This is a genomic window from Kitasatospora sp. NPDC059327, from assembly GCF_042752535.1.
Lineage (GTDB): Bacteria > Actinomycetota > Actinomycetes > Streptomycetales > Streptomycetaceae > Kitasatospora.
This window is the reverse complement of record NZ_JBHYYB010000002.1, coordinates 193,186-204,734: the sequence shown is the minus strand read 5'-3', so window position 1 is coordinate 204,734 and position 11,549 is coordinate 193,186. Positions and strand designations below refer to the sequence as shown.

The window sequence follows — 11,549 nt, the reverse complement described above, 5'->3', positions numbered from 1 at the left end:
CCCCAGGACCCCGCGCCCCAGGACCCCGCGCCCCAGGACCCCGCGCCCCAGGACCCCGCGCCCCAGGACCCCGCGCCCCAGGACCCCGCGCCCCAGGACCCCGCGCCCCAGGCCGCGGCCCCGAGCGGCCAGCCCGCGCCGAACACGCACACCGCGCCGAGCGCGCAGAACGAGGAGAACGGAACGTGACCGAGTCCAAGGCCGGCTGGCCGCTCTACGAGGTGTTCGTGCGCCCCCGGCGCGGGCTGAACCACGTCCACGTCGGTTCGCTGCACGCCGCCGACGACCGGATGGCCCTGCTCGCCGCCCGTGACCTCTACACCCGGCGCAACGAAGGCGTCAGCCTCTGGGTGGTGCCGTCCGCGGCGATCACCGCCTCCACCCCGGACGAGCGCGACCCGTTCTTCGCCCCCAGCGGCGACAAGGTCTACCGCCATCCGACCTTCTACGACATCCCCGAGGATGTCCCGCACATCTGACGGGGAGCAGCAGAACCATGACAGACGACCACGTCTACCTGAGCCTCTCCGAGGCGTCCGCCGAGCCCGAGGGCGAGGGCCGCTGGGCGTACGGGACGGGCTTCGCCGACCCGCTGCTCGGTGTGGACACCGCCGTGCCGCCCGGTCTGGACGGCGCCGACCTCGCCGCGTACTGCCTGATGCTGGGCGACGACGCGCTCGTCCTGGCCCAGCGGCTCACCGAGTGGTGCACCCGGGCGCCCGAGCTGGAGGAGGAGGTCGCGCTCGCCAACCTCGGCCTCGACCTGCTCGGCCAGGCCCGCCAGTTGCTCACCCGGGCCGGCCAGGCGGACGGCTCCGGCCGCTCCGAGGACGATCTGGCGTACTGGCGCGAGGAGCGCGACTTCCGCAATGTCCGCCTGGTCGAGGCGCCGAACGGGGACTTCGCGTTCTCGACCGCCCGGCTGCTGGTCTTCGCCACCGCCCGCGGCGCGCTGTACGAGGCTCTGGCGGCGCACCGTGACCCGGTGCTGGCGGCGGTCGCGGCCCGGGGGGTCAAGGAACTGGCCTACCACCGCGAGTACGCGACCGCCTGGACGCTGCGGCTCGGCGACGGGACGCCGTACTCGGCGCAGCGGATGCAGGCCGGGCTGGACGCGGTCTGGCCGTTGGTGGAGGAGTTGTTCACGGCGCATCCGGTGGAGCCGCGGGTCGGGGTGGATCCGGCGGTCCTGCGCGAACCGGTACTGCGTTCGCTGGCCGCCGTCTGCGCCGAGGCCGGGCTGAACCTGCCCGAGGTGCCGGGGCTGGCCCCGGTCGGCGGCCGGGCCGGACGGGACGGTGTGCACACCGAGGCGCTCGGCCCGCTGCTGGCCGAGTTCCAGGTGGTGGCCCGCGCGCACCCGGGGGCGACGTGGTGACGACGGCGGCGCGCGGCCGGGCCTGGGAGATCGCGGCGACCGTCCCGGATCCGGAGCTGCCGATGCTCACCCTCGCCGACCTCGGGGTGCTGGCCGAGGTCGAGGAGGGTGGCCCGACCGTGACCGCCTGGCTGACCCCGACCTACTCCGGCTGCCCGGCCGTCGCCGAGATGGCGGCCGATGTGGACCGCCGGTTGCGGGCGGCGGGCTATCCGGACGTGCGGGTCCGGCTGCGGCTGGATCCGCCGTGGTCCACCGACCTGATCACCGGGGAGGGCCGCCGCAAGCTCGCCGAGGCGGGCATCGCCCCGCCCGGTCCGGCGTCGGCGGGCCCGTCGTCCCCCGGTCTGCTGGCCCTCGGCCCGACCCGCCACCTGGTGGCCTGCCCGCTCTGCGGCAGTGCCGACACCGAGGAGCTGTCGCGCTTCGGTTCCACCGCCTGCAAGGCGTTGTGGCGCTGCCGCGACTGCCGCGAGCCCTTCGAACGCGTCAAGGAGATCTGAATGGCCGCCAGCCCCGACCGGGCCGCCCACCCGGACCCGGCCGCCAGCACCGCGCCGGCCGCCCGCCCCGTCCGCCCGGCCTTCCACCACCTGCGGATCGCCGAGGTGGAGCGGCTCTGCGAGGACGCCGTCGCCGTGACCTTCGCGGTGCCGGACGGGCTCGCCGAGGAGTTCGCCTTCCGCCCGGGCCAGACCTTGACGCTGCGCCAGGTGGTGGACGGTGCCGACGAGCGCCGGTCGTACTCGATCTGCGCCCCCGTCGGCGGCCCGCTGCGGATCGCCGTCCGCGAGGTGCCCGGCGGCCTGTTCTCCCGCCGGCTGGTGCGGGAGGCGCGGGTGGGCGAGGAGGTCGAGGTGCTGACCCCCTCCGGGCTCTTCAGCCCCGCGCTGGACGAGCCCGCCGACCATGTCCTGCTGGCGGCCGGCTCCGGCGTCACCCCGATGCTCTCCATCGCCGCCTCGGTGCTGGCCGCCGACCGCACCTCCACCGTCACCCTGCTCTACGGCAACCGGCGCAGCGACACCGTGATGTTCGCCGACGAGCTGGCCGACCTCAAGGACCGTTACCTCGGCCGGTTCCAGCTGGTGCACGTGCTCTCCCGGGAGACCCGGGACGCCGAGCTGCTCAGCGGGCGGCTGGACCCGGACCGGGTGGAGGCGCTGCTGACCGCCCTGGTGGACGTGCCGACGGTCGGCCACTGGTGGCTCTGCGGGCCGTTCGGGATGGTCGCCGGGGCCAAGGAGCTGCTGACCGGGCTGGGCGTGCCGGCCGCGCGGGTGCACCAGGAGCTGTTCCACGCCGAGGACGAGCCGGCCGCCGAGCGGGCCGAGCGGCCCGAGCAGGCGGACGACGTCGCGCACAGCGAGGTCACCGTCGTGCTCGACGGGCGCGGCAGCACGCTCTCGCTGCCGCGTGACCGCTCCGTCCTGGACGGTGCCCAGCGCTCCCGCCCCGATCTGCCCTTCGCCTGCAAGGGCGGGGTCTGCGGCACCTGCCGTGCCCTGGTCACCGAGGGCGAGGTGGAGATGCGCCGCAACTTCGCCCTGGAGGAGAAGGAGCTGGCCGCCGGCTACGTGCTGACCTGCCAGGCCCGCCCGGTCACCGACCGGGTGACGGTCGACTACGACCGCTGAGCGGGCACCGCGGCCTCCCCGGCGGGTGATCCGAGCAGCGCGACGAGATCGTTGACGGCCGCCCGGCCCGCGCGGTTGGCACCGACGGTGCTGGCGGACGGTCCGTAGCCGACCAGGTGGACGCGGGGGTCGGCGGTGGCACGGGTGCCGGTGAGAGCGATGCCGCCGCCGGGGGAGCGCAGGCCGAGCGGGGCGAGGTGGCCGACCTCGGGGCGGAAGCCGGTGGCCCAGACGATGGCGTCGACCGCCAGCTCCTCCTCGCCCCAGGCGACCCCGTGCTCGGTGAGGCGGTCGAACATCGGGCGGCGGCGCAGGGCGCCCAGCTCCTCGGCACGGCGGTAGGCGACGGACGGGCCCAGCCCGGTCACGCTCACCACGCTGCGCACCGGCAGGCCCTGACGGACCCGCTCCTCGACCCTGGCGACCACCGCGCGGCCGTACTCGGGGGTGAACGGGCCCTCGTGGTAGACGGGCGGGGTGCGGGTGACCCAGACCGTCTCGCCGACGGCCGCGACCTCGGAGAGCACCTGGACCGCCGAGGCGCCGCCGCCGACCACCAGGACGCGCTTGCCGGCGAACTCCTCCGGCCCCCGGTACTCGGCGTAGTGCAGCTGCCGCCCGCCGAAGTGGCCGGGGTAGTGCGGTACGAAGGGACGGGTCCAGGTGCCGGTGGCGTTGATCAGCGCCCGGGTGGACCAGGTGCCGGTGTCGGTCTCGACCAGCAGGCGGGAGTCCGGCCGGTCGGACTCCGGGCGGACCGCCCGGACGTGCACGGGGCGCACCACCGGGAGCGCGTGCTTCGCTTCGTACGCCGTGAAGTACCCCGGCACCACCTCGCGGGCGGGTGCCCCGGGGTCGGGCGCGGGCAGTTCGAAGTCGGGCAGGTCGTGGAAGCCGTGCACGGTGGCCATCCGCAGCGAGGGCGCGCGGTGGGCCCAGGCGCCGCCGGGGGTGGTGCCGGCGTCGAGGACGACGAAGCCGCCGTCGGTGTCGGCCCGGTGGGGGGCGAAGCCGCGGCGGCGCAGGTGGTACGCGGCGGACAGGCCCGCCTGCCCGGCGCCGACCACCAGGACGTCGACCCGCCGGGCGGCGGTCCCGCCGGTGCTGCCCGCCCCGTGGGTGGACGCGGCCTCGGTCGCGCCGACGTTGGTTGCACCGTAGTTGGTTGCACCGTAAACAGTCACGCCGGTGAAACATAGGGCGGGGCGGGAGTGTTCCCCGCCCACCACGCGGGGAACACTCCCGCCCCGCCGGGGCACCCGGGAGCCGGAGGTTCGGGGGCCGGCTCAGGTGGCCGGGGAGATCACCACGGCGGTGCCGTAGGCGCAGACCTCGGTGCCGACGTCGGCGGCCTCGGTGACGTCGAAGCGGAACATCAGCACCGCGTTGCCGCCGCGCGCCTTGGTCTGCTCGACCAGCCGCTCCATCGCCTCGTTGCGGCTCTCCACCAGGGTCTTCGTCAGACCCCGCAGCTCGCCGCCGACCAGTGACTTCAGGGAGGCGCCGATCTGGCTGCCGATGTGCCGGCTGCGGACCGTCAGGCCGAAGACCTCGCCGATGACGTGGTCGACCCGGAAGCCGGGGATGTCGTTGGTGGTCACGACCAGGACCTGGGCGTCCGGGCGCTGCCCGCCGCCGAATTCGTCGATGTTAACCATGGGGCCATCCTGCGGGCTGCGCACCGCCGCTGGACCGAGGCATGGCCGGGAACCGGTGGAGAAGGCGCCGAGATGCCGGACGGACCGGTGATCGGTCGGCGGAAAGGCCGTACCGTAGCCCCATGGGCGAGCGAAGCGATCATCCACAGGGGCCGGGCGCGGCGGAGGACTCGGGCGCGCAGGAGATCGAGGCGACGGTGGTGCTGGGCCTGCGGATCACCAACTGGCCGGCACTGCGCGCGGCCGCGGTCGCGGCCGTCGAGGAGCTGGACTTCGAGGGCATCGACCCGGCGGGCCAGCGCCGTGAGCTGTTGCGCGAGGTGTCCGAGGACGCCAACGCGGCGCTCGGCGCGCTGCTGCACCCGGACCGGCTGGTGGCCGCGATCCCGGGCGTCGAGGCGATCGGCGGCACGCTGGAGATCAGCGTGACCGAGGACTTCGCGCCGGATTTCGCCGAGCTGTTCCCGCTGGACGGCGGCGAGGACGAGGACGGCGGCGGCGGGGCCGGCGACTGGACGCTGACCCCGCGCACCGCCTGCCTCCTCCACGCCCAGTTGCTCGGCCTGGCCGACGCCGGGTACGACGACCTGGAGGAGCACGAGGACGAGCCGGTCACCGACGGCGACGAGACGGACTGGACGGTCTTCGCCCGGCTGCCGCAGCGCACCTGGCGCCAGCACCGGAGCTGGCGCCGGGCGATGGCCCGGGCCTTCGACGACCTCGCCGACGACCTCGCGCTCGGCGAGTGGCCGCTGCCGCGCTGCCTGGCGGAGGAGAGCGCGCTGCGGATGGCCCTGGTGGACGCCCGTACGCTGCTCGGCGCGCAGCCCGAGTCGGTCGCCGACATGATGGGCGACCTGCCGGCCGACCTCTACGACTACGACTGGGACGGCTGCCACGACGAGCTGTTCGGCGTCTTCGGGCCGGACGACGGCGATCCGGAGCTGAGCGCCGAGCAGCGCACCGAGCTGCTGCTCGCGGCGACCCACCCGGAGGGCTGGTTCCTGGTGTACGAGGACGCCGAGGAACGGGACTCGCAGCGCGGTTACCGGCGCTGACGCGGCGTACCGCCGGCGGCCCCGGGCCGTCGGCGGGTGCGGGTGCGGGTGCGGCCCGGCGGGGCGGGCAGGGGCCGGTTAGGCTGCGGGCATGTCCGACTTGTCCAATGGCTCCGACTTGTCCGACGGCTCCGACGGCCCCGCCGCCGACGACCGGGTGCTGGCGCGGCTCACGCTGGGCCTCGAAGGCGTCGAGGCCGCGCAGCGCGGGCGGACGGCGCAGGCCAGGGAGAGCTTCGAGCGGCTCTGGGACGCGCTCGGCGAGCACGGCGACGTGTTCCACCGCTGTGTGCTCGCCCACTATCTGGCCGATCTGCAGGACGATCCGCGGGCCGAGCTGGAGTGGGACTGCCGGGCGCTGGAGGCCGCCGACTCGTTGACCGCCGAGCGCGCGCAGACCTACGCCTCGGCGCTGCAGGTCCGGGCGTTCTATCCGTCCCTGCACCTCAACCTGGCCTCCGACCAACTCAAGCTCGGCGAGCCGGAGCGGGCGCGCGAGCAGCTGGAGCGCGCGGTGCGGAGCCTCGACGCGCTGCCGGAGGATGCCTACAGCGCGAGTATCCGGGCCGCCGTCGACGAACTGCGCCGGCGCCTGCGCTGACCGGTCCGCCGGCCGGTCACTGCCCTCCGGCCACGGCCCTCGCCGTCCGCTCGCGCCGCCCGCCGCCGGGGAACCGCACGGGGGCCACCTGTCGTGATCGTCGCGGGGTGGGTGCTGGCATGCTGGACGGGTGACTTCTCCGTTCGACGCCCCCGTCCCCACCCCTGCCCCCGAGGACCGCGACGCCAAGCCGCAGTACGTGCTGCCGCTGCTGGTTCGGCTGGAGCGGGACACCCCGCCCGGGCGGACCGACGCGCTGGAGACCTCGGCGCGGGCCGTGCTCACCCTGCTGTCCGACCCCCGGGTCACCGCGCCGGACGGTGAGTGGGCCGAGCGGGTCGAGGCCTGGGAGGACGCCCGGATCCGCAAGGTCGTCCGGCGTGCGCGGGGCGGCGAGTGGCGTCGGGCGGGTGAGCTGCCGGGCATCACGGTGGCCGGGCGGGAGGCCGAGGTGCGGGTCTTCCCGCCGGTCCCGCTGGACGGCTGGCCCAAGGAGCTCGCCAAGCTCCAGGTCTCCGGGACGGACCTGGAGGAGAGCGGGCCGGTCCCCGCGCCCGGGGCCGGCCTGCCGGTGCTCTGGCTCAACCCCGAGGTGGAGATGAGCGCGGGCAAGACGATGGCCCAGACCGGCCACGCCGCCCAGCTCGCCTGGTGGCGGCTGGACGACGCGCAGCGCAAGGAGTGGGCGGAGTCCGGCTTCGCGCTGGCGGTCCGGACGGCCACCCCCGAGGCCTGGACGGAGCTGGTGGCGAGCGGGCTGCCGGTGGTCCAGGACGCCGGGTTCACCGAGATCGCGCCGGGGAGCTGCACGGTGATCGCGGAGCACCCGGCGCTGCGCGGCTGAGCACGGCGCCGGGCGCGCCCGGCGCGGGGCCCCGGGCTCAGGCCGGGTAGGCGTGGGTCTGGACGGCCTTGACGGAGGCCCAGACGGTCGTTCCGGTCGCCAGGTCGAGCTCGGCCGCGGCGGCGGGGGTGAGGTCGGCCGCCATCGGGAGGGTGCCGACCAGGTCGGCGCGGACCTGGTCGCCGTGCAGGTCCAGGCCCGCGACCTCCAGCTCCCAGACGTTGCGCGCGCTGCCCTGCGGCGCCTCCCGGTGCAGCGTGACGGCGGCCGGCGGGAAGGCCACGAAGGCCGGGCCGGTCAGCTCCTCGGAGGTGGCCAGCTCGGTGCCGTCGGCCAGCGTGACCCGGCGGCCGTCCGCGACGCCCTGGTACAGGTTGAGGCCGACCAGCCGGGCGATGTAGTCGGTGCGCGGGCGCCGGGCGATCTCGGCGGGGCTGCCGGACTGCACCTCACGGCCGCCCTCGATCACCACCAGCCGGTCGGCCAGCACCATCGCGTCCAGCGGATCGTGTGTCACCAGTACCGCCACCGCCTCGAACTCGGCCAGATGGCGCCGCAGTTGCGAGCGGACATCGAGCCGGGTGCGGGCGTCCAGGGCGGCCAGCGGCTCGTCGAGCAGCAGCAGCCGGGGCCGGACGGCCAGCGCCCGGGCGAGCGCGACCCGCTGCGCCTGGCCGCCGGACAGCCGGCCGGGGCGGGTGCCGGCGTGGTCGGTCAGGCCCATCCGCTCCAGCCAGCCGGCGGCCTCGGCCCGGGCCTCGCGCTTGGGGCGGCCCTGACAGCGCGGGCCGAACGCGACGTTGTCGAGTGCGCTGAGGTGCGGGAAGAGCAGGTAGTCCTGGAACACCACGCCGACCGGCCGCTCCTCGGCGGGGGTGTGCAGCCGCTGCGCCGGATCCTCCAGCACTCGGCCGTCGAGGCGCAGATGGCCGTCGGTGAGCGGGAGCAGCCCGGCGAGCGCGCGCAGCGCGGTGGACTTCCCCGCGCCGTTCGGTCCGAGCAGGGCGACCACCTCGCCGGGGGCGGCGGTGAGCGCGAGGTCGAGGCTGAAGGCGGCGCGCTCCACCCGCAGCCGGGCGTCGAGGGCGTGCTTCGCGGCAGTCATCGTGACGGTGTCCTGGGGGAGGTACGGGGCGCCGGCGCGCCCGGGGTGACAGCGCCCGGGGTGACAGCGCCCGGGGCGGGCGCCGGGCGGGCGGGGTGCGCGGTGCCGGTCACGGGGTGGACAGCCAGCGGTCGCGCAGCCCGGCCAGGACGGCGATGGAGACCACCAGCAGGACGAGCGAGAGCGCGATCGCCGCCTCCGGGTCCGACTCCATGGCCAGGTAGACGGCGAGCGGCATGGTCTGCGTCCGCCCCGGGAAGTTGCCCGCGAAGGTGATCGTCGCGCCGAACTCGCCGAGCGCCCGGGCCCAGGCCAGGACGGCGCCGGCGCCGATGCCGGGGGCGATCAGCGGCAGGGTCACCCGGCGGAAGGCGGTCAGCCGGGAGGCGCCCAGGGTGGCGGCCGCCTCCTCGTAGCGCGGGTCGGCGGCCCGGAGCGCGCCCTCGACGCTGATCACCAGGAAGGGCATCGCGACGAAGGCCTCGGCGATCACCACGCCGGTGGTGGTGAACGGCAGGGTGATTCCGAAGGTGGAGTCCAGCCAGGAGCCGACGATGCCGCGCCGCCCGAGCACCAGCAGCAGCGCCACTCCGCCGACCACCGGCGGCAGCACGAGCGGCAGTGTGACCAGCGCCCGGACCAGCCGGCGTCCGGGCAGCTCGGTCCGTGCCAGTACCCAGGCCAGCGGCACCCCGAGCACCAGTGACACCGCCGTGGCCGCCGTCGCGCAGAACAGCGAGAGCCGCAGGGCGTCACACACCTCGGTGCTGGTGAGCTGTTCGGAGAGCGTGCTCCAGGGGGCCCGGATCAGCAGTCCGATCAGCGGCAGGGTCAGGAACGCCAGCCCGAGCAGGGCCGGGAGCAGCAGCGCGACCGGGACGCGGCGCCCGCGCCGCCGCCGGTGCGGCCGGCCCGCTCGCGCAGGTTCGGCACCGGAGGCGTCGCGGGCGTCGGGACCGGAGGCGGGGCTCCGGGTGGTGCGGCGGCTCACGGTGCCTGGAAGCCCGCCGCGGTGAGCACCTGCTGGGCCTCGGGCGACTGGATGTACGCGACGAAGGCGGCGGCGCCGTCCTTGTTCGGGGCCTTGGCGAGGGCGGCGATCGGGTAGTCGTTCACGGCCTTGGAGGCCTCGGGGAACTCCACGCCGTCGATCTTCGCGGCATCGGCCTTCACATCGGTCCGGTAGACCAGCGACGCGTCCACCTCGCCCAGCTCGACCTTGGTCAGCGCGCCCTTGACGTCCTGCTCCAGGGTGACCGGGGTGAGGTTGACGCCGGCGGCCTTGAGCGCGGTCTGGGCGGCGGCGCCGCAGGGCACCTCCTTCGCGCAGAGCGCGACCTTGACGCCGGGGGCGGTGAGGTCGTTCAGCGTGGCGACGTGCTTGGGGTTGCCCTTGGGCACGGCGATGGTGAGGGTGTTCTTGACGAAGGTCTTCGGCTCGCCGGTGGCGCCGCCCGCGTCGGTCACCGTCTTCATGGTGGCGGGGCTGGCGGCGGCGAAGACATCGGCGGGGGCACCGGAGTTGATGCTGGTGGCGAGGCTGGAGCTGCCGCCGAAGTTGAAGGTGACCTTGGCGCCCGGGTTGGCCGCCTCGAACTTCTTGCCGAGGTCGGTGAAGGTCTCCTTGAGCGAGGCGGCGGCGAAGACGGTGATCGGGCCGGACACCTTGGCGGCGCCCGACGCCGCCCCGGTGGACGCCGCCCCGGAGGCCGATGCCGCGGTGGACGACCCGCCGGAGGCCTTGCCGCCGCCGTCGCTGCCGCAGGCGGTGACCCCGAGGCTGAGGGCGAGGGCCGCTGCGGCGGCGACGGCGAGTCTGCGGGTGTTGGCGGTGCGGGTGTTCATTGGTCTTCCCCTCCTGGGCGCGCCGGAAGGGGCGCGGGGACGCTGCCGCAGATGCGGCCATTACGTCGATCATAGTGCGGCAAATACCAGTGGAAAATCGCCTGTCGCATTGCACAGGCGGCTACCGCCGAGGTTCATGCCCCGGCTGTGGGAAGGCTCAAACCGGGTGCGCGGCCGGCCCCGTCCCTGCGGCCCGTGCTCCCCCCCGCCGCGCTCCCCGGCCGGCCTGCGGGGGAGTCGTCCGGGCCGTGGAGAACCCTTCGCGCGCGGGCGCCCCGAGGGCTGGAAGGTGCGCGAGGGCGGCCTCGACGCGGCCGCCGTCCCGGGCAGAGGACCGGCCCATTCGAACACGGTGCCCGCACACCGCGGGTGGCTTTCCCCAACTCCGGGTGACATCTTTTCGGCCCCGATAGCGTCCCACGCACCCCGGACCGGACGCGCACGTGCCGATCGCATATGACGGGTGACCGGCCCTCCGGGTCGGTCACCCCTCGGCCGGCCGTGCGGTGTCCGCCCGGTCCGGGGGGCCGGGCGCGGCGGGGACCGCCTCGGGCCCGACCGGTCGACCGGAGGTCCCATGGACACGACGAGCCACCTCGGTTCCGGCTGGCTGACGCCCGCGCTCTCGTACGTGGTGGCGTGCGCCGGCGCGGCGATCGGCCTGCGCTGCACCCTGCGGGCCCTCGCCACGACCGGTGCCGGCCGCCGGAACTGGCTGCTCACGGCGTCCGCCGCGATCGGCTCCGGCATCTGGACGATGCACTTCGTGGCGATGTCCGGCTTCGCCGTCGACGGCACCGAGCTGCGTTACGACGTCCCGCTGACGCTGCTCGGCCTGCTGGTGGCCGTACTGGTCACCGGTCTGGGGGTGTTCGCCGTCGGGTACGGGCGGCACCGGGGCCTCGCGCTGCTGACCGGCGGGCTCACCACCGGCCTCGGTATCGCCGCGATGCACTTCCTCGGCATGGCGGCGCTGCGGATGCACGGCGGCCTGCGGTACGACCCGGCTACGGTGGCGCTCTCGGTGCTGATCGCGGTCGGCGCCGCCACCGGTGCGCTCTGGGCCGTCGTCACCATCCGCAGTGTGGCGGCCGCGACGGCCGCCTCGCTGGTCATGGGTCTCGCGGTGAGCTGTATGCACTACACGGGGATGGCCGCCGTGCACGCCTACCTGGAGCCGGTGCGGGCCGGGCTCGACGGGGCCGGCCCGATGGAGTTCGTCTTCCCGCTCGCGGTCGGGATCGGGTCGTTCCTCTTCCTCACCGCCGCCTTCGTCGCGCTCTCCCCGACGACACCGAGCCGCGCCGCCCACCGGGAGGCGGGTGAGCTGACCATCGAGGAGTTCCCGCCGGCGCCCGCCCGTCCGGCGCCGGAGCGGCACCGCCGCGCGGCCTGAGGGCCGCGGGTCCGCCACCGACGCCGC

At 75.4% G+C, this 11,549-nt stretch carries 14 protein-coding genes; 9 read left to right on the top strand and 5 right to left on the bottom strand.

Features of this window, described 5'->3' with window-relative positions; all coding sequences use genetic code 11:
- The 5 genes from ACFXHB_RS02165 to paaE form a co-directional block, all read left to right on the top strand.
- A partial coding sequence (locus ACFXHB_RS02165; RefSeq protein WP_380571388.1) for a hypothetical protein occupies positions 1 to 189 on the top strand: 189 nt, incomplete at its 5' end.
- Positions 186 to 479: a 1,2-phenylacetyl-CoA epoxidase subunit PaaB gene (gene paaB, locus ACFXHB_RS02160; protein WP_329490494.1), complete on the top strand. Its 294-nt coding sequence runs from the start codon at positions 186 to 188 to the stop codon at positions 477 to 479. The genes ACFXHB_RS02165 and paaB, both read left to right, overlap by 4 nt.
- 17 nt (positions 480 to 496) lie before the next feature.
- Positions 497 to 1,378, top strand: coding sequence for a 1,2-phenylacetyl-CoA epoxidase subunit PaaC (paaC, locus tag ACFXHB_RS02155; protein ID WP_380571387.1), 882 nt, complete (start codon positions 497 to 499; stop codon positions 1,376 to 1,378).
- Positions 1,372 to 1,881, top strand: coding sequence for a 1,2-phenylacetyl-CoA epoxidase subunit PaaD (gene paaD, locus ACFXHB_RS02150; protein ID WP_380571386.1), 510 nt, complete (start codon positions 1,372 to 1,374; stop codon positions 1,879 to 1,881). The genes paaC and paaD overlap by 7 nt, the downstream gene beginning before the upstream one ends.
- Complete coding sequence (paaE, locus tag ACFXHB_RS02145; protein ID WP_380571385.1) at positions 1,882 to 3,015, top strand: 1,2-phenylacetyl-CoA epoxidase subunit PaaE; 1,134 nt, start codon at positions 1,882 to 1,884, stop codon at positions 3,013 to 3,015. It abuts the gene before it with no gap.
- On the opposite strand, the gene ACFXHB_RS02140 is transcribed toward paaE, so the two are convergent.
- Together ACFXHB_RS02140 and ACFXHB_RS02135 are read right to left on the bottom strand one after the other, a co-directional pair.
- Positions 3,003 to 4,085 carry an NAD(P)-binding domain-containing protein gene (locus ACFXHB_RS02140; RefSeq protein ID WP_380571440.1) on the bottom strand — a complete coding sequence of 361 codons (1,083 nt, stop codon included), beginning with the start codon at positions 4,083 to 4,085 and terminating at the stop codon, positions 3,003 to 3,005. The genes paaE and ACFXHB_RS02140 overlap by 13 nt on opposite strands.
- Before the next feature lie 216 nt (positions 4,086 to 4,301).
- Complete coding sequence (locus ACFXHB_RS02135) at positions 4,302 to 4,673, bottom strand: YbjQ family protein (protein WP_380571384.1); 372 nt, start codon at positions 4,671 to 4,673, stop codon at positions 4,302 to 4,304.
- A 122-nt stretch (positions 4,674 to 4,795) separates the two neighbouring features.
- Between ACFXHB_RS02135 and ACFXHB_RS02130 the strand changes: the two genes are divergently transcribed.
- The 3 genes from ACFXHB_RS02130 (at position 4,796) to ACFXHB_RS02120 (ending at position 7,176) form a co-directional block, all read left to right on the top strand.
- The gene (locus ACFXHB_RS02130) at positions 4,796 to 5,731 is read left to right on the top strand and encodes a hypothetical protein (RefSeq protein WP_380571383.1); all 936 of its coding nucleotides are present in this window, start codon (positions 4,796 to 4,798) and stop codon (positions 5,729 to 5,731) included.
- A gap of 91 nt (positions 5,732 to 5,822) precedes the next feature.
- Positions 5,823 to 6,332 (top strand): hypothetical protein, encoded by a 510-nt coding sequence (locus tag ACFXHB_RS02125; RefSeq protein WP_380571382.1) that lies wholly within the window; start codon positions 5,823 to 5,825, stop codon positions 6,330 to 6,332.
- Between the two features lie 130 nt (positions 6,333 to 6,462).
- Positions 6,463 to 7,176 (top strand): aminoacyl-tRNA hydrolase, encoded by a 714-nt coding sequence (locus tag ACFXHB_RS02120; protein WP_380571381.1) that lies wholly within the window; start codon positions 6,463 to 6,465, stop codon positions 7,174 to 7,176.
- Positions 7,177 to 7,213: 37 nt separating this feature from the next.
- Here ACFXHB_RS02120 and ACFXHB_RS02115 read toward each other — a convergent pair whose 3' ends face one another.
- The 3 genes from ACFXHB_RS02115 to modA all read right to left on the bottom strand — a co-directional run bounded on the left by ACFXHB_RS02115 (position 7,214) and on the right by modA (position 10,126).
- The gene (locus ACFXHB_RS02115; RefSeq protein ID WP_380571380.1) at positions 7,214 to 8,281 is read right to left on the bottom strand and encodes an ABC transporter ATP-binding protein; all 1,068 of its coding nucleotides are present in this window, start codon (positions 8,279 to 8,281) and stop codon (positions 7,214 to 7,216) included.
- A 109-nt stretch (positions 8,282 to 8,390) separates the two neighbouring features.
- Positions 8,391 to 9,272: an ABC transporter permease gene (locus ACFXHB_RS02110; protein WP_380571379.1), complete on the bottom strand. Its 882-nt coding sequence runs from the start codon at positions 9,270 to 9,272 to the stop codon at positions 8,391 to 8,393.
- Positions 9,269 to 10,126 (bottom strand): molybdate ABC transporter substrate-binding protein, encoded by an 858-nt coding sequence (gene modA, locus ACFXHB_RS02105; protein ID WP_380571378.1) that lies wholly within the window; start codon positions 10,124 to 10,126, stop codon positions 9,269 to 9,271. The genes ACFXHB_RS02110 and modA overlap by 4 nt, the downstream gene beginning before the upstream one ends.
- A gap of 577 nt (positions 10,127 to 10,703) precedes the next feature.
- On the opposite strand from modA, the gene ACFXHB_RS02100 reads away from it, so the two are divergent.
- Complete coding sequence (locus ACFXHB_RS02100) at positions 10,704 to 11,522, top strand: MHYT domain-containing protein (protein ID WP_380571377.1); 819 nt, start codon at positions 10,704 to 10,706, stop codon at positions 11,520 to 11,522.
- Positions 11,523 to 11,549 lie beyond the last annotated feature (27 nt).